This window comes from Pelagibacterium lentulum (assembly GCF_003992625.1).
In the GTDB taxonomy this organism is placed as follows: Bacteria; Pseudomonadota; Alphaproteobacteria; order Rhizobiales; family Devosiaceae; genus Pelagibacterium; species Pelagibacterium lentulum.
The window spans coordinates 175,030-195,013 of the sequence record NZ_RZMW01000042.1; the positions used below are offsets into that span (position 1 = coordinate 175,030).

A 19,984-nucleotide genomic window follows, 5' to 3' on the forward strand; every position below is an offset into this window, starting at 1 on the left:
GAGGCTACCGCTTGATCTATCGCGGCCAATCCTCTATTTTCCAAGCAAGCACTTTCTAAATAGACTGCAAGAGCCATGTCAAGCACCGTCGCCAATTCGTTACCCGCATGGACCCCGCGCAGCGCAGGCGATCGCATCCTGATGCTGCTCAAGATGCACGGCGATAAATCTGCCGCCGATCTGGGCAAATCCCTGGGCACGTCCGGCGAAGCGGCGCGCCAGCAATTGGCGCGGCTTGCCGAGGAAGGTTACGTCGAAAGCTGGTCTCAGGCCCGCGGTGTCGGTCGTCCGGCCCAGTTCTGGCGCCTGACCGCCAAGGGCCAGAAACGCTTTCCCGATACCCATGCCGCGCTTACCGTGGATCTGCTGGCAACGATCAGTCAAGAGCTGGGTTCGGAAATGCTCGAGCAGATCATCAATGCCCGCGAGGCCAAGACCCGCGCCGCCTATCGCGCCGAACTCGAAACCGCACCCGATCTCGAAACCCGCGTCGCACGGCTTGCCGATATCCGCACACGCGAAGGCTATATGGCCGACTGGGAGCACGACGAAAGCGACGGCTTCCTGCTCTATGAAAACCACTGCCCCATTTGCGCCGCTGCCGCCGCCTGCCAGAATTTCTGCCGCGCCGAACTTGCCGTTTTTCGCGAGGTGCTCGGCCCGGATGCGCAGATCGAGCGCATCGAACATATTATCGTAGGCGCCCGGCGCTGTGCCTATCGCATCACGCCCGCCTGACGCAAAACTGTTCAAGATTATCGAATAATCTATGAACATTTTGACGCCTTCTGATGAAAGATTGCCGGTCTATATTGAGATCACACATTTGGTGCGCGGCCCGATTGGTCGTAAAAGCGCACCCAACCCGGAGTGATCCCATGCTGAATCAGATCAAGGGCCTGCATCACGTTACCGCGATGGCCGGCGATGCCGACGCCAATAACCGCTTTTTCACCGGCACGCTCGGTCTGCGCCGCGTCAAGAAAACCGTCAATTTCGACGAGCCTTCCGTCTATCACCTCTATTATGGCGATGAAGAGGGCACGCCCGGCTCAGTGATGACCTATTTCCCCTTCCCCCACATCATTCGCGGTCGGCCCGGCAGCGGTGAGGTTGGTGAAACCGTCTTTTCCGTGCCCGAGGGCAGCCTTGGTTTCTGGAAGGAACGGCTTGCCAGCAAAAGCGTACAGGCAACGCCTGACGAAAGCTTTGGCCAGAAACGTCTGCGTTTTTCCGGACCCGATGGCGACGCGCTCGTTCTTGTCGAAACCGGCAACGATACCCGCGCACCCTGGACCGGCGGCTCGGTGAAAGACGATGAAGCCATTCGCGGTTTTTTCGGCGCGTCCATGCGCGTCCGCGACAGTGGTGCGACTGAAGAACTGCTCAAGTTCATGGGCTATGAGCCGGTCGACACCTCCAAGGGCATCAAGCGCTTTGCCATTCCCGGTGGCAATGGCGCCGACTATATCGATGTGCAGACTCTGCCCAATATGCCACGCGGCGATCTGGGTGCGGGTTCGGTCCATCATATTGCGTTCGCCGTTGAAAACCGTGCCGCGCAGCTTGAAGTGCGTAACGCCCTCATCGACACCGGTTATCAGGTAACTCCTGTCATCGACCGCGACTACTTCTGGGCGATCTATTTCCGCACCCCTGGCGGCGTCCTGTTCGAGATCGCAACCAACGAACCCGGTTTCGCTCGCGACGAAGACCCCGCTCATCTTGGCGAAGCGCTCAAGCTGCCGACCCAGCATGAGCATCTGCGCAGCTACCTTGAAACCAGCCTGCCTCAAATAAAGGACTGAGCCATGACGCTTTCCGCCTATATCTATCGCGAGCATCAAAACGAGGCACCCGGCGCCCCGCTCCTCGTTCTTCTGCACGGCACTGGTGGGGACGAAAACCAGTTCTTCGAGCTGGGGCGGCAATTGCTGCCCCATGCCCGGCTGGTTGCGCCACGTGGCGATGTGTCGGAAGGTGGCGCCCTGCGCTATTTCCGGCGTACCGGCGAAGGCGTTTACGATATGAAAGACCTCACCATACGCACCGATCAGATGGCTGGTTTTGTAAACGCGCTGGAACACAAGGGACCGATCTATGGCCTTGGTTATTCCAACGGCGCCAATATCCTGGCATCGGTCATGCTCTCCCATCCCGGTATTTTCGATGGCGGGATATTGATGCATCCACTGATCCCCTGGACGCCTGCGGATGCGCCCGGACTTGCCGGCAAACGCATACTGATAACCGCCGGTCGCCGTGACCCGATCGCGCCCGCAGGTCACACCGAACGGCTTGCCGATTATCTGGCCCGCCAGAATGCCGATGTGCAAACCCTTTGGCATGAGGGCGGACACGAAATCCGCCAGGAAGAACTTGTCGGCGCCCGCGATTTTCTCGCCACAGTTTGAAATGCCTTGCCCCTCCGGCGCCCAGCGCCGGAGGGTTAGCAAAACCTAAAGACTTGATGATGTAACTTTCCTGCTCGACAAGGGCTGAGATGTCGCCCTTTGCATTAGGGGGCAGGATGGCGATGATGTCGCTTTCCCGAGGACGACCGCTATTGTCAGGCCTGCGCACGCGGGTCTTTCTTGCTGCGCTCGCCGTTTTCGCCCTACTGGCAGCGCCCGCCTATCTCGTCTATGCACGGATCGCCGAAGATGCCACCCTGCGCATAGCTACTCTGCTGACTGAAAAGCAGGTGCAGTATGACCGCTATCGCGGCCTGGCGACGCTCCAGCGCGAAGTTTCCCTGGCGCAGTCGTTGTCCCGCTCGCCAACAATCATCGCATGGGCACAGGATGAGCATAATCCGGTTCTCAAGCAGCGGGGGCTGGCCGAACTCGAGCACTATCGGGAAGCCTTCGATAACCGCAGCGCCTTCATCGTCATCGATGCCTCGGGCAACTACTATTATAACGACGCTCAGAACGCTTATGCCGACGATCCTTTCCAGTATACGGTGCGCTCAAACAATCCACGCGATGGCTGGTATTTCACCACGCGGCAGCGCCGGGAAGGTTGTTTTCTCAACGTCGATTCCAACGACGTGCTGCGCGTCACCAATGTCTGGATAAACTGCATCGTCTCTCACGAAGGTCAGGTGCAGGCCATCATTGGCACCGGGCTCAATCTTTCCGCCTTTATCCGCGAGGTGATCGATATCCGCCAGCCGGGCATCCAGTCGGTATTCATCGATCAGGCCGGCGCCGTTCAGGCCCATGCCGATGCCTCCCTTATCGATTTTCATTCTCTCACCAAGGATCTGGCGCAGAAAAGCACCGTCTTCTCGCTTTTGGGCGGCCCATCGGATACCGCACGCCTGCGCACCATGATGAATGCCGCAATCAGGGGCGGTGACGACATCCACACCGCCATGATGACCGTTGGGGGCAAGCCCATGCTGGTCGGTGTCGGCTATCTCGATGGCGTCGGCTGGTACAACGTCACGATGACCGATGTCGATGAGATCGTCGACGGCTCGCTTTTTGTCCCGGCGGCAATCCTCTTGGGCATCTTGATGACCCTTCTTGCCCTTGGGCTGACCTTCGCGTTCAAGATCATGGTGCTCGATCGTCTGGCCCGGCTCGAAACTGGTGTTGAAGCTGTCCGCACCGGCAGCAAGCCGACATTAAAAACCGATCCGGGCAAAGATGAAATCGGCAGGCTGTCCCGGACCATGCACGAAATGGTCAATGCGATCACCTATGCGAAGATCGATCTCGAGGGCCAGATCAAGGAACGCACTGAAGAACTGGAATCGCTTGTCAATATCGACGCCCTGACAGGCATTTATAATCGCCGCGGCTTTGCCAATGCCTTTGCCCGCGCTCGTGAATTGGCACTCAAGGGCGATTTTACCAATGGGCTACTGCTGATCGACATCGACCATTTCAAGCACGTCAACGACACCGAGGGTCACGCCGCCGGCGACCGCGTTGCCGCTGAGGTCGCCCGCAGGCTTGCTTCATCCATCGGCACATATGATTTCTGTGGCCGTTGGGGTGGCGATGAATTCATCGTTCTGCTGCGCGAATGCGATAGCGGACGCTTGCATGACACAACCCTCGCAATCGTTGAAATGATACGCAACCAGCCTGTCGTCCTGCCGGACGGACGCACGCTGGCGCTCACCGCTTCAATCGGCGCGACCCTGCTCAAGCCCTCCGATTCGCTTGATATGGGCACGGATATGGCCGACGCCGCGCTCTATAGTGCCAAGGACCAGGGCCGCGACCGCGTTGTATTGTTTGATCCCAAGCTTGGCAAAGCCAGTCTTTCGGGCAGCGAACTCACCTATCTCTGACGGTAACTACGCCGCCAGAACGTCCTTCCACTCCTCGTAGCGCCGGAAAAGCGCCGCCACGAACGGACATTGCGGGACGATCTTGAGCCCCTTCCCGCGCGCGTCGGCCACCCCGCGCCGCACCAGTTCAAGCCCCACCCCTTGCCCCTCATAGGCTGGAGGCACATAGGTATGGTCGATCACGATCACGTCAGGCCCACGATAGTGATAGGTCATCTCCGCCTCGTATCCTGGCGCAATCTGCGCCCAATAGCGGCCTCTATCCCCATGCAAATTGTGAGAGATCTCTATTTCCATTTCGTTTCCCATGACAGCGTTGACCTGGCGCGATGCACAAAGCACAGTGCATAGCACTCCGTGCCAACCGTAAAGTGAGAGCATAGTTCCATGCCCCTGCCCGTCCATCACATGATTACCTCCGGCCCGCGCCCTGTTGCGCCGTTTTCTCACGCGGTCGAGGCCGATGGATGGGTTTTTGTGACGGGCCAGATGCCCACCGATCCCGAAGCGCCCGATGCCCCCTTGCCCGAAGGCATAGAGGCCCAGACGCGCCGGGTGATGGACAATCTCACAATCATTCTGGGCGGCATCGGACTTGCCCTCGAAAATGTCACCATGATCCGCATCTATCTGACCGATTTCGAGCGTGACTATGCGGCAATGAACGAGACTTACGCCTCCTATTTTGAGAAGGGCAAATTGCCGGCCCGCACTACAATCGGAGTTTCCGGGCTGGCTGTCGGGGCACTGGTCGAAATCGACATGATCGCGCGCCGCCCCTGACCGCGATCAGGCCACGATAACCCTGATCGCATTATCCCAGGGATCGGCTGTTTCGATCCCGCCCGCAATGGGATCGACAGGAGCCCCGTCACGGCGCAGGCGATTCACAAGACTGTCGAGCACATCGGCGTTCTCGACCACGATTTCGAGCCAGCGCAGGCCTGCGGCTCCCGCAGGCGGCCGTGGAGCGTCATGTCCTGCCCAGGTATTGAAGGCAAGGATATGCGGCGCATAATCGAGCGTCACATCACCCATGCCATAACGTCGGCTCAGGAGCTGGCCAGCAAACCCCAGCGTATCGCGATAAAAGCCCATCGCCTGGTCGAGATCGCCGACATGGACATGCACGTGCCCGATCCGCGTCCCCTCCGGCATCGGCGCCAAAGGGGTATCGTCGCCATCCAGTTCGGCCATCAGCCCCGGAACGTCTATCGGCTCGCGGCCCGAATGCGGCTCGCCGTCCACGGTTTCCGCGCGTAAATCATCGCCCTCTACAAACCTGCCGCGCCAGGGCGTTTCAAAAGTGATCTCGATGCCATTGCCGTCCAGATCCCACAGATAAAGTGCTTCTGAAACGAGATGGTCGGTAGGCGAAATCCGCACCTGCGCATGCAACGCACGATTGAGCGCACGGGCGAAATCGCGCCGTGTCAGAACGTGTATGGCAACGTGATAAAGACCCGTCGTATGCTGGGCCACCGGCGTTGCGCTATCGAGGTGCAAAACGATAAGCGGCTTGTCGCCAGCGCCAAGCACCAGCTTTTCCGCATCGGCTTCAAAAAGCGTCAACCCAACGACATCGCGCCAGATGGCAAGCGCCTTGGCTGCGTCTGTAATGCCGATATGAACGGCCCCCAGCCTTGTTGAATTTGGCATCAGTGAAGGGGTCGCTACAGTTTGTGTCTGCGTGGACATTGGATAGTCTCCAGAGTGTCTTTGCAATCAATCTAGGCTCGACAACTCGCCACTTAAACCCAAACAATCCCTACAATGCGTTCGTGAAAAACAGACAGTCGCGCGTCACGCAGTGGTGTGGGCCAGTTCGCCATCGGAAAACAGGGCCGGGTTTTGCCGCGCCACCTCGAGGACCGAGGTTACCATACCGTCGAGATGAAGCCGCATCGCCGCAGCCGCACCATCGGCATCACCGCGCCCGATTGCTTCAACAATCGCAACATGCTCATGGAATGCAATGTCGAGCTGCCGGATACGGTTTGACAGATAGCGCGCTCGATCAAGATTGTTGCGCGCGGTATCCACCATTGCCTTCATGCGCTTATAGCCCGCAGCGTTGAGCAGCAATTCGTGGAACTGAAGGTCCTGCGCGTGAAATCCGATGCGGTCGTCGGTTTTTGCGCGATCGCGCTGGGCCTCGATATTGGCCAAAAGCGTATCCATCAGCCCCGCGGGCCGATCTTCTGCCAGCTTGCGCACCGTCTCGCATTCGAGCGCCTTGCGGATAAAGACATACTCGGTCACTGCCGCCAGCGATACCCGCGACACCACAGACCCGCGCTGGGGCAGAATGTCGATCAACCCTTCCCCCTGCAACCGCGCCATGGCCTCGGCCACCGGCGAGCGCGATACGCCCAGCCGGGTGCAGATTTCACTTTTGTCGAGCATTGTGCCGGGCTTGAGCCTGACCGATACAATCGCCGCGCGCAATTGCGCGGTTACATGGCTGGCCAGCGAGCCGCGCGGCATGTGTTCTGGCCGCTCAAGAAAGGCATATGGGCTGTTTTGTTCTGTCATTTGATGTTCTTATACCCAAGCGATTCCAAGCGCTAGCGGCCATTTGCAGCAACCATAGTACAATGAACGCATATGCCGGCAAGAGCAAAGCTCTTGTCAAGGATTGAACCGGCAGCGATTTCAGCGTTCAATTGCATTTCAATGACTTATAACCTTGGGAGCCTCACCATGACCCTCACGTCAGCACTTCTCGACAAACTCAGGGACAAGAGCCTTGTTGTGGCGGGTGGTTTCATCGATGGCAAGTGGAACACGGTTTCCTCGCGCGGCAAGGTCTTTCGTGTTGCCAATCCGGCAACCGGCGAAGTGCTTGCCCAGATTTCCGATCTTTCGACCCACGCCACCCAGGTTGCCATTGATGCTGCGCATAAGGCGCAACCGGGCTGGGCCGGAAAAACGGCGAAGGAACGTGCTGACCTCTTGAAAAAACTCCATCGCATGATGGTGGAAAATGCAGACGATCTGGCCACCATCCTCACTCTGGAAATGGGCAAGCCCTGGGCCGAGGCACGCGGAGAAGTCCTTTACGGCGCAGCCTATATCGAATGGTTCGCCGAAGAGGCAAGGCGCGTCTATGGCGATACGATCCCCGGCCATCAGCCCGACAAGCGCATCATGGTGCTCAAGCAACCTGTGGGCGTTGTCGGCCTCATCACCCCCTGGAATTTTCCCAACGCCATGCTGGCGCGCAAACTCGCGCCGGCTCTGGCCGTAGGATGTACGGTGGTTGCCAAGCCTGCGGCCGAAACGCCGCTTTCAGCCCTCGCCCTTGCCCGGCTGATGGAATGGTGTGGCTTTCCGCCGGGCGTTTTCAACGTCGTTCCCGGCACAGACGCCCCGGCGATCGGTCAGGAGCTTTGCGCCAATCCAAAGGTTGCCAAGATCAGCTTCACCGGCTCGACCAATGTGGGCAAGATCCTGATGCGCCAATGCGCCGATGACGTCAAACGCATGAGCATGGAACTGGGCGGTAATGCCCCGTTCATCGTGTTCGAGGACGCCGATCTCGATGCGGCGGTCGACGGCGCGATGATTTCAAAATTCCGCAATGGCGGGCAAACCTGCGTTTGCGCCAACCGCATCTATGTTCACGCGGACGTCTATGATGCCTTTGCCGAAAAGCTCGCCGCCAGAATGAAGGAACTCAAGCAGGGCAATGGCATGGAAAAGGGTGTCGATATCGGCCCGCTCATCAATGAAAAGGCCATCGAAAAGGTTGTTGAACTGCTTGACGATGCCCGCTCGGGCGGCGGCGAGATCGCGCTTGGCGGCAAGCGCAGTGGGGACAGCCTTATGTTTGAACCGACGCTCTTGAAAAATGCCGACAAGACCATGCGGATCGCGCGCGAGGAAATTTTCGGCCCCGTGGCGCCGCTCTTCAAATTCACCGGCACCGATGAGGTGATCGAATTGGCCAATGCCACCGAATTCGGCCTTGCATCCTATTTCTACGCCAAGGATCTTTCCAAGGTCTTCAAGGTTGCCGAGGCGCTCAAATACGGCATGGTGGGCATCAATACCGGGCTAATCTCAACCGAAACCGCCCCCTTTGGCGGGGTCAAGCAATCCGGCTTTGGCCGCGAAGGTTCCAAATACGGCATCGAGGATTATCTCGACATCAAATATCTCTGCATTTCGGTTTAAGGCTTGTGGGGATTTGAGATTCCCCCAAGGGCCATTGGCCGTTCCAAAGGCATGACGATCGCGGCGCGCTAACGACTTCCACCTATTGCCCGCGCCGCGCGAAGAACCGCGCGACTGCATCGGCTGCCGGCGCGATAAGGGCGGGATCGTCGTAGAAATCGATCTGCCCTTGCGACTGCAGCCACAATTGTTCCTTCTCGACCGCCAGCGCCGCATAGAAGCGGCGGGCAAGATCGGGCATCAGAGCGTTCTCGGAATGCACGATGATCGACGGAACCGTGATCCTTTCCGCAATCTCCTGCACGTCGAACGGCAGGGTGTAGGCCCGCGACTGCACAGCAAAGCCGTTGACATAGTTGTCCACCGCGCCACGCGGCGTGCCGTAATAGGCGAAGGCTTCATCCAACGGCATCGCCACATCGCCATTGCCAGCGGCCACTGCGGGGATCGTCTCGGCCTGCCCTGTTTCACGCCAGCATTTCTCGGCCTCGGCGGCGCGGTCGAGCGCGGCCTGGTAGTTTTCGCCCATCCAGGTGCGGGTCTGTTGCGCGTCGGGATAGACGCCGGCAATACCGGCAAAGGCCGTCACCCGCTTATCGTCAGATACCGCTCGGGCCATGTAGCCGCCGCCCGCGCACACGCCCAGTGCATAGACCGGCAGCCCCGCGGTCCGGGCATCCCGGTCGAGCGCGGTGATCGCCGCAACGATGTCGTCTGCCTTGCCCAGAGGATTTTCGAACTGACGCGGTTCTCCCTCGCTTTCTCCGAATGTGCGATGATCGAAGGCAAGCGCGGCATAACCCCGCTCCGCCATGGCGCGCGCATAGACACCAGCGGCCTGCTCCTTCACCGAGGTCAGCGGACCGGTCGTCACGACCGCGCCCCGTGCATCTCCGTCCGGCCGGTAGAGCACGCCGACGAGCCGCGCGCCGGCATTGTCGAATTCAAACCGTTCTTCTTGCATGGTCCTGCTCCTTTTTCATCGTTCCAAGGAGACAATCGCCCATTTAATTTGTCAAATGGATCATTTGTATATAATATATCCATATGACAAATACTCGAAGCTTCGACCTCAACCTTCTGCCGGTGCTGGAAGCACTGCTGAGCGAAGAGCAGGTGTCGCGTGCCGCGCGCCGGCTCAACCTCAGCCAGCCGGCCACCTCGGCGGCTCTGGCAAGGCTGCGCGACGCCTTTGATGATCCTCTACTCATCCGGGACGGGCGCGGCATGGTTCCGAGCCATCTCGCGCGCCAATTGCAGCCACGGCTTGCCGCGCTGATCGCGGAGATCGAATCGGTCATCACTCCGCAGGCGACATTCGACCCGGCGACGACGAAACGCCGCTTCACGATTGCCGCCAACGACTACGCCGTCAGCGCCGTGCTGTCGCGCGTCGTCGCACGCCTGCACGAGACGGCACCAGCCGCCTCGGTCGAAATCCTGCCGCTGGAAGAGCATTTCAGCGACCGCCTTGCGATCGCCGACTTCGATCTCGCCATTCGCGACGACTGGTCGCTGCGCAGCCTGCGCAACCGCGAGACCCTGTTCCATGAGGCCTATGTCTGCATCGCGCGCAGCGATCACCCACGCCTTTCGCCGACCCCCACCATCGATGAATTCCTTGCCGAAGGCCATGTGCTGATCGCCCCGCGTGCCGACACCTCCGGCCCCGTCGACGCGGCATTGGCGCGCATCGGCGCGCGCCGCACCATTGCCGTCACCACACCGCATTTCCTGGCCGCGCCGGCGATGGTGGCGGAAACCGATTACGTGATGACGATCGCACGCCGCATCGCCGAACAGATGGCCGTCTATCACCGCCTGCGGCTGTTCGAGCCGCCGGTTCCGGTCAGTGGTTTCGACGTTGCCATGGCCTGGCCGGCGCAACGGCAGGGCGATCCCGCCGTTGACTGGCTACGCCAGCAGATTCACGATGTGCTCTAGAGCGTGTCCAGCAAAAGCATGCCCTTGGACTTGATCCGAGGGTGGAAACGGTTTTCCGGTTCGGACACGCGACAAAACAAGAAGTTAGAGCAAGTCTGCGATTCAATGAAAAGCAGATTTGCTCCAGGGTCGAGGATTTGCTTCAATCAAATCCCGCGCCCTAAGCCGGCACAGTATCGCGAAATGAATCTCTGGCGAAAATGATCCCGGCGAACGCCTGCAAATGCGGGTATTGGCCGCGCCAGTCGATTTCGGGATAACGAAAATCCAAATATCCGAGAGCGCAACCCGTCGCGACATCGCCGATATCGAAACGCGCGGCATCCGGGCGAGTGGCCTCCATCGCGTCCAGCGCCCGGTTGACCTTGGCCATCTGCCCTTTGGCCCAGTCGCTCCAGCGTAAGGCCTCAGGCCGAAGGTGGTTTTCGTACCGCGCCAGCAAGGCCGCATCGACCAGCCCGTCAGCCAGCGCCTCACGCGTAACCGCATCCCAATGGGCATCCCCGTCGGGATAGAACGGCGTGCCCTGCCCCAGATAGCGGCAGATCACCTGGCTGCCATAAAGCACCCGGCCCGATGGCAATTGTAATGCGGGAACCTTGCCCAAGGGATTGACGGCCAGAAGATCAGGGTGCGGCTCCGGCGCGACCGGGCTTGCAGCAATCGGCTCAAGCGTCAGTTTGTGGCCCAATTCGGTCGCCATGACGCATACCTTGCGCACAAACGGAGAGGTCGGCGATTAAAACAGATGCCCCATAGACGTCATGGCAATATCTCTCCGGCAGGAACAGAATGACCCCAAGGGTCGGAATAATCGTCAGTAGCGCGAATATGAATGCACGAAAAAAGCTCAGGTGCGAGACACATACGCCTCGCGCCACGTTCCGGCGGTTCTACAGCCACCCCGACAATTCGCGGCGCACAATGGTTTCGATCACTTTCATGCCCTCCGGCGTGTCGTTGAGGCATGGAATATAGGCGTATTTTTCGCCGCCCGCTTCCATGAACTCCTCATGGCCCTCCATTTCGATTTCCTCAAGCGTTTCGATGCAATCGACTGAAAAGGCAGGGGCGAGAATCGCAACCTTCTTGATCCCCTTGCCCGGCAGGCTCTTGAGCGTTTCGTCCGTATAGGGCTGGAGCCATTCGGTCGGCCCGAACCGGCTTTGGAACGTGACCATTATCCTGTCCTTGTCCCAGCCCAGATGCTCACGCACGAGCCGCGTGGTCTTGAAACACTGGCAGTGATAGGGATCGCCCCTGTCGAGATAGGATTTGGGCATGCCGTGATAGGAGGTAATCACAAGGTCCGGCGTAAAATCGAGCTTGGCCAGCCCGTCCGTGATCGACTTGGCCAGCATCTCGATGAAAATCTTGTCCTCGAAATAGGCCGGGACCGTCCGCACCGCCGGCTGCCAGCGAATATCGGCCAGCGCGCGGAATGCCTGATCGTTGGCTGTTGCCGTCGTGGTCGCGGAATATTGCGGATAGAGCGGGAACAACAGGATGCGGTCGCAGCCCTCGTCCTTGAGCTTTTCGATCACCGATTTGGTCGAGGGATTGCCATAACGCATGGCGAAATCGACAACCACGTCTTCCTCCGGCCCGAAAGCCTGCTGCAGCTTTTCCGCCTGCTTGCGCGTGATGACGCGCAGCGGGCTGTCATTGTGCTCCTTGTCCCAGATCTTGGCGTAATTGGCGCCAGCCTTTTGCGGGCGCAGCGACAGAATCACGCCGTTAAGGATCGGCCACCAGATCAGCTTGGGTGTCTCGATGACGCGCGGATCGGACAAAAACTCCTTGAGATAGCGCCGCACGCTCCAATAATCGGTCGCATCGGGCGTCCCCAGATTGAGCAGCAGCACGCCGATCTTGCGCTTTTTGACAGGCGGATGATCGGGAGGCAGGATGTCGGACATGAACATTCTCGCGGGGCAATTGCTGTGAGGCTGACACGCCTCAAGCCATTAACTGCCCGGCGCATCCTTGGAAAAAAAATTTGCCGCACAATAGCGCGATTGCTCTTGCGGGCAACCATCCACGCGCCGAATGCGGCCTTTTGCCCGTTGATACGTACCAAACCGGTGTCTGGACCTATCCAAGCGCCGCAAACAACAGCAAAAGCCCGAATCCCATCACAACCAGCGCCGCTGCCAGTTCCACCCACCACAGCACCCTGTCGGCCATTGCGCCACCGCCGCTGAACCGCGCAGCCAGCCCTTTGGCGCCGACCGCGAGTGACGCGAGGGCCGCTACCGTAATGGCCGTGCCGATCCCCATCATGAAGGTCGCCAAGATGCCTGCAGCCAGAAGGTCTTGCGTCAGGGCAAAAACGAGTACGACCAGCGCTCCGGAACAGGGGCGCAATCCAACCGAAACGATGACCCCCAGTGCGCTGCGCCAGTCGCCTTTGGTTTGCTCGGGCAAAACCACATGGTGGCTGCACGCGCCATCATGGCCATGATGGTGGTCGTGGTGATGGTGATGCCCATGGCCTGCATGGCCGCCAGCACCCGCCGTGGCCGTCGCGAGCGCGGGTTCATGCACATGTCCATGTGCATGTCCGAACCCCAAAATCTTGCGCGCAGCGAGCCATGCCCCCAACAGCGCGACCAACCCGTATGAACCGATCGCCATCCAGTTTGCCGTATCGCTCATAGCCATCGAAGTCAGTCTTAGCGCACCCGCTGCAATGGTAACGAACCCGATCGCAACCAGTGACTGCATCATCGCCGAAAGGAAACTCAAAACGATTCCGCGCCGCAATTGCCGCTCATTGGCCAGAATATATGACGAGATCACGACCTTGCCATGCCCTGGCCCTGCCGCATGGAACACGCCGTAAAGAAAACTCAGACCGCCAAGGACCCAGAAGGCATTATTGTCCTCGTGCAGAGCCGAAAGCGCCGCAGTCAGCGCGCGATAGAAATGCTGTTGCTGTTGGCCGATCCAGCCCAGGAGGCCGCCCGTATTGGGTGCAATCGACGGCTCGACCGGAGGTGCGACAAAGGGCGGACGCACCGGGCCCGAACTTGTCACTTCTTCAATAGCATCGATTGCCGTTGTCGCCGGCCCGACCGGACAGGAAAGCGTAACAAGATTTGCAAGGTCGCGCGCCGCATCGCGCAACTCGTCGGGCAATTCGGTTACTTCGGGTCCGAGCATGAACAACTGCTCTTCGATCTCAGGCGATACCGGGCGTGGCGGGCTGACATTGGCGACGCAGCCGTCCGGCGCCCCGACCAATGTTATCGGATTGTCCTCGTCGAAGGTAAAAGCGGCGTAATACTCGGGATCGCCCACCGAAATATCATACGAGCGCCCGATTGTACGGGGCCGGTCAAGCCTGACAGTAAAAGTCAGCGTAACCTGCCCACCCTCATAGACCATCGAAGGCTCATAAGCGCCGGCAAAGCCCAGCTCTTCCTGATCCCGCCCGGAAAAGGTGTAATATGAATAGTAATCGAGCCCGATGATGTTTTCGTCTGCCAGCGGCTGCAATTCCTCGGGCGTCAATATCCCGTCGCCATCGGCATCCAGGCCCTGGATCGCCCAGGCGCTGAAATAGGGATCGAACGTCCAATGATGCCGGATAGCGGCAAGAGCACCGTCCTCAAACAGGAAGTCGCCGCGCGCATCGATCCAGATATGGGGATGCGCCTTGGCTGGAACTGCCAGCCCTAGCCCGGAAACAAGAACAAGCAGAAGTGCGAGAAAACGGGCAAAAAAGCCTTGGGGCATAAATCTCTCTAACGAATGGGATTTTTTTCAAACCAGGCAACGAGGAAATCGATAAGCGCCCTCACCTTTCCTGAAAGATGCCGCCTGTGCGGATAAACCGCCTGCAGCAAGGGCCGTTGCGGCAAATAGCTTTCAAGAACAGGCACCAGGCTCCCCTCGGCGATGGCAGAATCAGCAAGAAAACTGGGCAATATCGCAAAACCTAGGCCTTTTTGTGCAGCGATCCTGGCGCCCACCGGAGAATTGACCTTTATCGGCCCATCCACGTGGATCGAGACGGTTTTATCATCCTCGATAAAGCGCCAATTGGCCTGCCCGCTCATATTTGTGTCGATGATACAGGGCAACCCACGCAGCGCGTCCGGGGTCTTGGGAATGCCATGGGCCTTGATAAGCGATGGCGAGGCACAGACATAGGCGCAGGTTTCAGCAATCTTGCGGGCGATCAAGGAACTGTCGGCCATGGCCGAAATCCGCAGGGCGACGTCAAACCCTTCATCGACAAGATCGACCATCCGATCTTCCAACTTGAGATCGAGCGTTACGTCCGGGTGCAGCCTCACAAACTCAAACAACGGATCGGCAAGGGTAGATTCGCCGAAATTGCGCGGCGCGGAAACCCGCAATATCCCGCGCGGCGCCGCCGTCTGGTCGGTGATGGTTGCATCAAGATCATCGAGCCGGGTAAGAATCTCGCTCACTTCCCGATAATAGGCTTCCCCGGCTTCGGTAAGGCTGAGTTTGCGGGTTGTGCGATTCATAAGCCGCACGCCGAGATAGTCTTCAAGATCGGTCACATATTTGGACAGAAGCGCCTTGGAGCGCCCGTGTACCCGCGCAGCGGCGGAAAATCCGCCCGCATCGTAAACCTGAACGAACGCCCTGATGCGGGCCAGATCCTGCGTCATGCCTTTTGTTCCCCCAACCATTCGAGATCAAACCGGTCAATATCTTCAAGCAGGTCGACAAAGCCGCCAAGTATATGGCTGGCCGCTGCCGCGCCTTTCGCAGCGCTGGCCGCCGCTGCATTGCCCACCACCCCTGCTGGATGAAGATCGGTGCTTAACCAGCCGAATCGATGCCGCCCATAAGCGGTCAAATGCGCCATCTGCGGCTCAAGCCGTTCCAACCGGGAAACGAAATTTTCGGCCCGCGCCATGTCCACCTTTTCCGGCCAATAGTGCAGCATCAGCGACGTCTCGATATCCCCGCCATGGATACCATAGCGACGTTCGTTTTCGTCAAACAGCCCTTCCGGATAACCAAAGCGCAGCCAACCGGTACCGACCGCCAGCATGTCCAGTTCCGCCCTTGCGCGAAGAATCAGGCTATCGACCACCGCACTATTGCCACCATGGGATGAAACAATCACGAGCTTACGCCCGCCGCTTTCGCGAAAGGCTTTCGCAATGGCAAACCATTCGGCAAGCAGCGAGGCGAAATCCGCACTATGGGTTCCGGCAAGATGGGCATGCTCGAGCGAAGCGCCTATGCGCTGGATGGGCAGCACCAATGCGTCGATTTTTGGGGGCAGATGGCCGGCCAATGCCGTAAGATGGCCTTCGGCAATGTCGCAATCGGTCGAAACCGGCAGGTGCGGGCCATGCGCTTCAGTGGCCCCGACCGGTAAGATGCCGATGGTTTTGTCCGTCAGGCAGTGGCCTGCCAGCGCATCGATAGAGGGTAAACGGGAAAGCGCCACGCCAATGAGTTCCGTTAAACAGATTGAAGACAATTAGGATTAGCTTGTGCGCCCGTTCCGAACAACCATGCGCGGACTGATTAACTGTTCCTTAAATGCTGATTCGACCTCCCCCTCCGCATCCGATAATGCTTTTCCCATGCCCAAGACACCAACAGCATCGACCCTTTACCGGCTGATAGAAGCGGGCCATCTGGCCCGACAGGCCCTGCTTGCCCCGCTTTCCGCGCGCGGGCTGGAACCGGGCGATGATGCGATCCTGCTTGGGCTGGCGCCAGCGGAAGGGGCAACCCTTGCCGATCTGTCCCAGTTCACCGGCCTGATGGACGAACAACTCGATACCATCCTGCGTCGGCTCGAAGACAAGGGCATGTTGCTGCGCCTTGCGGTTGGGCCGGAAATGGAACCCGGCGCGCGCCTTTCCCAGCAGGGCCATCTCACCCGGCAGGCCATCGAAGAACATTGGCGTCAACTCGAAGAAACAATCGCGGCCGATCTCGGCGACAAGCGCGGCAAGCATTTGCGCAAAGGGCTAAAGCGCATCATCACGCTTCTCGATTTCTAGAGCGTGTCCAGAAAAAGCATGCCCTTGGGCTTGATCCTAGGGCGGAAACGGTTTTGCGGTTTGGACACGCGACAAAACTAAAACTTAGAGCCGGGTTTTGATTCCATCAAAACCAGAACGGCTCTAACGTCCGGTCTTAGCCTTTCAGCCCGGCCGCCTCGCGGGCCAAAGCTGTAATGGCGTCAAAATCGCCTGCCTCGATCTTGTCGGCTGGCACCACCCAGGACCCGCCGACGCAGATCACATTGGGCAGTTTGAGATAGGTCTTGGCCTTTTCAAGGTCGATGCCCCCGGTCGGGCAGAAGGTCAGATCGGCCAGAGGCGAGGCAAAAGATTTCAGAACCGGCGCGCCGCCCATGGCTTCAGCAGGGAAGAACTTGAGATAGCTATAGCCCATCAACGCAGCGGCCATCGCCTCGGTCGGCGAGGCGACGCCCGGCAGAAGCGGGATCGAAATATCTTCAGCCGCTTCGAGCAGCGCCACCGGCGCACCGGGCGAGACCATGAACTGACAGCCCGCGTCGCGCGATGCCTTCATGTCCTTTTTCCGCCTTACGGTGCCCGAACCTACCACCGCACCCGTAACCTTGGCCATTTCCGCCATCACCTTGAGCGCGTTGGGGGTGCGCAGCGTCACCTCGAGATTTGTCAGCCCACCGGCGACCAGTGCTTCGGCCAAAGCCCGTGCGGTCGACACATCGTCATGGATGATGACTGGTACAACCGGTGCCGTCGACAGAATGGATCTGAGCTTGCCTGCGTCCTGGGCCATTTTTTCTAAGTCTCCAACCAAAGTCGTACCCTGTTGAGCCTCCTCTAGCACACGCTTTGTTGAAATGGGAACCAAAAGTCCCTAAGTAACAGCCCGGCCGCCAGTGCGGCGAAAGATTTGTCCGGCTCGCGGGTGGAGAGGTTCATGATCCAGCAGATCAACGCGGTCACACCGATTGATGACGCCCGAGCCGTTCTGGCGGAAAATTTCGACCTGAAATTCTCAAAATCGGTCGAGCGTGAAACACGCCCGGTCTTTGAAAAGATCAAGGATCGCATCCCCGAGATCGAATGGCCCTTCTATGCGCCACTGATTTTCGAGATCAACCGCCTCAAGCGCGAAAAGAATGCGGTCATTCTGGCCCACAACTACCAGACCCCGCAAATCTACTATGGCGTTGCCGATATTGTCGGCGACAGCCTGCAGCTTGCCGTGGAAGCAACCAAGGTCGAGGCCGATATCATCGTGCAATGCGGCGTGCATTTCATGGCCGAAACCTCAAAACTGCTCAATCCGTCCAAAACCGTTCTGATCCCCGACAGCCGCGCGGGCTGCTCGCTGGCCTCATCGATTACTGCTGAGGACGTGCTGGCCATGAAGGCGCAATATCCCGGCGTTCCGGTCGTCACCTATGTCAATTCCTCTGCCGCCGTCAAAGCTGTCACCGATGTGTGCTGCACCTCATCGAACGCGCTGGCAATCGTTGAAGCGGTCGATAGCGATACGGTCATCATGATCCCCGATCAGTATCTGGCCCAGAACACGGCGAAAAAAACCAAAAAGAAGATCATTACCTGGGCTGGCGCCTGTGAGGTCCATGAAACCTTCACCGCCGATGATATTGCCGAACTGCGCGCCGCCTATCCCGGTGCCAAGATCATCGCGCATCCCGAATGTCCGCCCGAAGTGATCGATGCAACCGATTTCGCAGGCTCAACCGCGGCCATGATCGATTGGGTGAAAACCGAAAAGCCCGCCAAGGTCGTTATGGTCACAGAATGCTCGATGAGCGATAATGTGGCTGCCGAAACCGAAGGCGTATCCTTCCTGCGCGGCTGCAACATCTGCCCGCATATGAAGCGCATCAATCTCGAAAACATCCTCTGGTCGCTGCACACCATGACCGAGGAAGTCATCGTGCCCGAAGAGTTGATCGCTCCGGCCCGTGCGTCGGTTGAAAAGATGATCGAGATGTCGGTTCGCCCACGTTGATAGCGGCCTTTTCGCTAGAAACCTGGCTGCTTGCCGTTCTGATGGGATTTGGCGCAGCGCTTTATACCAGCGTCGGGCACGCTGGTGCTTCGGCCTATCTCGCGCTGATGGCACTCTTTGGGCTGCCTGCACAGGTGATGCGCCCGACCGCTCTCTCGCTTAACATCCTGGCCGGGTCGGTGGCCGCTTATCGCTATATGCGGGCGGGGCTTTTTTCGGGCCGCACCCTATGGCCGCTCCTTCTCGGAGCCGCACCCATGGCCTTTATGGGCGGCGCAATCCAATTGCCCGGCCATTTCTATCGCCCCCTGGTCGGCATCGTTCTGCTTGCCGCAGCAGTCCGGCTACTTTGGCCCGGCGCATTCAAACCCTGGCGCGATGCCACTCCCATGCCGATTGCCCTCGGCATTTTGGCGGGAGCGAGCATTGGTTTTCTCTCCGGACTGACCGGCACCGGCGGCGGCATTTTTCTTTCGCCGCTGCTGTTGTTCATGGGCTGGTCGGACGCGCGCACGGCATCGGGCATTGCGGCGGCCTTCATTCTTGTCAACTCAATCGCGGGCCTGTCGGGCAATTTGGCTTCGGTGCAATCGCTGCCGGCCGAATTGCCCCTGTTTGCAGCCTTCGTGCTGATCGGCACATTTGTGGGCACACATCTGGGGATCAAACGCTTTGCTGCCGACGCGATCCTCAAGGCGCTGGGGGTCGTGCTGATTGTGGCGGGCCTCAAGATGCTCGGCCTGTTCTGAGGACCTGTTGCCGATCAGGCCAGCACGTCCTGCCATTCCTTGTGACGCGCGATCTGTGCCTTGGCGAACGGGCAAAGCGGCATAATCTTTTTACCCTCCGCCCGCGCATCCTCAACGCCGCGCTGCACCAGCGCCGGGCCCAGACTGCGCCCGCGCAACGCGTCGGGCACGCCGGTATGGTCGATGATGATCTTGCTATCGCCGATCTTTGTGTAAGTCATCTCGGCCTCATGCCCGTCAATGCGGATCACATAACGGCCCTTGGTCGGACCATCTTCGCGCTCGATGACAACTTCTTTTTCCGGTTCCGTCATGTATCGCTCTCCGCTGACGTCCCCAGCCCATCATTTTCGATGCGCTCTGGCAACCGCAAATTTGCCGCCCCATTGCACCCATCCCCTCCACTATCGTCCCCGGGCTTGACCCGGGGATCTCTCTTTGCAGCGCTTGCTTGGGGGCACAGACCCGCGGGTCAAGCCCGCGGGCGAGATCGGATAGGTTGGTGTTGTAGGGCTTCTCGACTAGCGCACCATCGTCTCCCTCCACCATCTCTGCCCCGGACCTGATCCGGGGCATGGTATGCGCGCCGCTATCGGCCTTTCACCACCGCTTGCGCCAGCCTCGGTTTCCCCTCTCCCCTTGAGGGAGAGGGTGGCGCGAATGCGCCGGGTGAGGGGGCAAATGTGAGCCTGCAAAGAGACCCCTAATCCGCCCCTTCGGGGCACCTTCTTCGGTTTCAATCGTGCCACCGGCACGATTGATTGCTGCGCAACCACCTCGAAGTCCCTCAAGGGGAGAAGGATGGAGCTAT

21 protein-coding genes and 1 pseudogene are annotated in these 19,984 nt (G+C 59.1%); 10 read left to right on the forward strand and 12 right to left on the reverse strand.

The window, feature by feature from the left end; genetic code table 11:
• Positions 1-75: 75 nt before the first annotated feature.
• From EO133_RS16835 to EO133_RS16850, 4 genes are all read left to right on the forward strand, one after another.
• Entirely contained in the window at positions 76-738 is a 663-nt protein-coding gene (locus EO133_RS16835; RefSeq protein WP_127073810.1) for a helix-turn-helix transcriptional regulator, read from the forward strand.
• A 140-nt stretch (positions 739-878) separates the two neighbouring features.
• On the forward strand, positions 879-1,808 hold the full coding sequence (locus EO133_RS16840; protein WP_127073811.1) for a VOC family protein: 930 nt from the start codon (positions 879-881) through the stop codon (positions 1,806-1,808).
• 3 nt (positions 1,809-1,811) lie between these two features.
• Entirely contained in the window at positions 1,812-2,414 is a 603-nt protein-coding gene (locus EO133_RS16845; RefSeq protein ID WP_127073812.1) for an alpha/beta hydrolase, read from the forward strand.
• 125 nt (positions 2,415-2,539) lie between these two features.
• On the forward strand, positions 2,540-4,309 hold the full coding sequence (locus tag EO133_RS16850) for a GGDEF domain-containing protein (RefSeq protein ID WP_164735066.1): 1,770 nt from the start codon (positions 2,540-2,542) through the stop codon (positions 4,307-4,309).
• A gap of 6 nt (positions 4,310-4,315) precedes the next feature.
• Here EO133_RS16850 and EO133_RS16855 read toward each other — a convergent pair whose 3' ends face one another.
• A complete protein-coding gene (locus tag EO133_RS16855) occupies positions 4,316-4,606 on the reverse strand; it encodes a GNAT family N-acetyltransferase (protein WP_127073814.1) in 291 nt (96 codons plus the stop codon).
• 111 nt (positions 4,607-4,717) lie between these two features.
• Between EO133_RS16855 and EO133_RS16860 the strand changes: the two genes are divergently transcribed.
• A complete protein-coding gene (locus EO133_RS16860; RefSeq protein ID WP_127073842.1) occupies positions 4,718-5,092 on the forward strand; it encodes a RidA family protein in 375 nt (124 codons plus the stop codon).
• 6 nt (positions 5,093-5,098) lie between these two features.
• Here the strand turns inward: EO133_RS16860 and EO133_RS16865 are convergent, their stop codons facing one another.
• Complete coding sequence (locus tag EO133_RS16865; protein WP_127073815.1) at positions 5,099-6,007, reverse strand: VOC family protein; 909 nt, start codon at positions 6,005-6,007, stop codon at positions 5,099-5,101.
• 105 nt (positions 6,008-6,112) lie between these two features.
• A complete protein-coding gene (locus EO133_RS16870) occupies positions 6,113-6,844 on the reverse strand; it encodes a GntR family transcriptional regulator (protein ID WP_127073816.1) in 732 nt (243 codons plus the stop codon).
• Positions 6,845-7,012: 168 nt separating this feature from the next.
• Here EO133_RS16870 and EO133_RS16875 point away from each other — a divergent pair, with 168 nt between their 5' ends.
• Positions 7,013-8,488, forward strand: coding sequence for an NAD-dependent succinate-semialdehyde dehydrogenase (locus EO133_RS16875; RefSeq protein WP_127073817.1), 1,476 nt, complete (start codon positions 7,013-7,015; stop codon positions 8,486-8,488).
• Between the two features lie 82 nt (positions 8,489-8,570).
• Here EO133_RS16875 and EO133_RS16880 read toward each other — a convergent pair whose 3' ends face one another.
• On the reverse strand, positions 8,571-9,452 hold the full coding sequence (locus EO133_RS16880) for an alpha/beta hydrolase (protein ID WP_127073818.1): 882 nt from the start codon (positions 9,450-9,452) through the stop codon (positions 8,571-8,573).
• 83 nt (positions 9,453-9,535) lie between these two features.
• On the opposite strand from EO133_RS16880, the gene EO133_RS16885 reads away from it, so the two are divergent.
• Entirely contained in the window at positions 9,536-10,432 is an 897-nt protein-coding gene (locus EO133_RS16885) for a LysR family transcriptional regulator (protein WP_127073819.1), read from the forward strand.
• A 160-nt stretch (positions 10,433-10,592) separates the two neighbouring features.
• Here EO133_RS16885 and EO133_RS16890 read toward each other — a convergent pair whose 3' ends face one another.
• The 6 genes and pseudogenes from EO133_RS16890 to EO133_RS16910 all read right to left on the reverse strand — a co-directional run bounded on the left by EO133_RS16890 (position 10,593) and on the right by EO133_RS16910 (position 15,875).
• Positions 10,593-10,982, reverse strand: a complete 390-nt coding sequence (locus EO133_RS16890; protein WP_345842646.1) for a glutathione S-transferase C-terminal domain-containing protein — start codon at positions 10,980-10,982, stop codon at positions 10,593-10,595.
• Positions 10,971-11,156, reverse strand: a pseudogene (locus tag EO133_RS20760) (glutathione S-transferase N-terminal domain-containing protein); the annotation flags it as partial. The gene EO133_RS16890 and the pseudogene EO133_RS20760, both read right to left, overlap by 12 nt.
• 169 nt (positions 11,157-11,325) lie before the next feature.
• Positions 11,326-12,351 (reverse strand): ferrochelatase, encoded by a 1,026-nt coding sequence (hemH, locus tag EO133_RS16895; RefSeq protein WP_127073820.1) that lies wholly within the window; start codon positions 12,349-12,351, stop codon positions 11,326-11,328.
• Between the two features lie 175 nt (positions 12,352-12,526).
• Positions 12,527-14,173: a HoxN/HupN/NixA family nickel/cobalt transporter gene (locus tag EO133_RS16900; protein ID WP_127073821.1), complete on the reverse strand. Its 1,647-nt coding sequence runs from the start codon at positions 14,171-14,173 to the stop codon at positions 12,527-12,529.
• 8 nt (positions 14,174-14,181) lie between these two features.
• Positions 14,182-15,081 (reverse strand): LysR family transcriptional regulator, encoded by a 900-nt coding sequence (locus EO133_RS16905; protein ID WP_127073822.1) that lies wholly within the window; start codon positions 15,079-15,081, stop codon positions 14,182-14,184.
• Positions 15,078-15,875: a creatininase family protein gene (locus EO133_RS16910; RefSeq protein ID WP_244640848.1), complete on the reverse strand. Its 798-nt coding sequence runs from the start codon at positions 15,873-15,875 to the stop codon at positions 15,078-15,080. Before EO133_RS16910 ends, EO133_RS16905 begins: the two co-directional genes overlap by 4 nt.
• A gap of 139 nt (positions 15,876-16,014) precedes the next feature.
• Between EO133_RS16910 and EO133_RS16915 the strand changes: the two genes are divergently transcribed.
• Entirely contained in the window at positions 16,015-16,440 is a 426-nt protein-coding gene (locus EO133_RS16915) for a hypothetical protein (RefSeq protein WP_127073823.1), read from the forward strand.
• A gap of 136 nt (positions 16,441-16,576) precedes the next feature.
• Here EO133_RS16915 and eda read toward each other — a convergent pair whose 3' ends face one another.
• On the reverse strand, positions 16,577-17,212 hold the full coding sequence (eda, locus tag EO133_RS16920) for a bifunctional 4-hydroxy-2-oxoglutarate aldolase/2-dehydro-3-deoxy-phosphogluconate aldolase (RefSeq protein WP_127073824.1): 636 nt from the start codon (positions 17,210-17,212) through the stop codon (positions 16,577-16,579).
• A gap of 144 nt (positions 17,213-17,356) precedes the next feature.
• Between eda and nadA the strand changes: the two genes are divergently transcribed.
• Both nadA and EO133_RS16930 read left to right on the forward strand, forming a co-directional pair.
• Positions 17,357-18,424 (forward strand): quinolinate synthase NadA, encoded by a 1,068-nt coding sequence (gene nadA, locus EO133_RS16925; RefSeq protein WP_127073825.1) that lies wholly within the window; start codon positions 17,357-17,359, stop codon positions 18,422-18,424.
• Positions 18,421-19,173 (forward strand): sulfite exporter TauE/SafE family protein, encoded by a 753-nt coding sequence (locus EO133_RS16930; RefSeq protein WP_206513539.1) that lies wholly within the window; start codon positions 18,421-18,423, stop codon positions 19,171-19,173. The genes nadA and EO133_RS16930 overlap by 4 nt, the downstream gene beginning before the upstream one ends.
• Positions 19,174-19,187: 14 nt before the next feature.
• Here the strand turns inward: EO133_RS16930 and EO133_RS16935 are convergent, their stop codons facing one another.
• Positions 19,188-19,487 carry a GNAT family N-acetyltransferase gene (locus tag EO133_RS16935; RefSeq protein WP_127073826.1) on the reverse strand — a complete coding sequence of 100 codons (300 nt, stop codon included), beginning with the start codon at positions 19,485-19,487 and terminating at the stop codon, positions 19,188-19,190.
• Between the last annotated feature and the right edge of the window lie 497 nt (positions 19,488-19,984).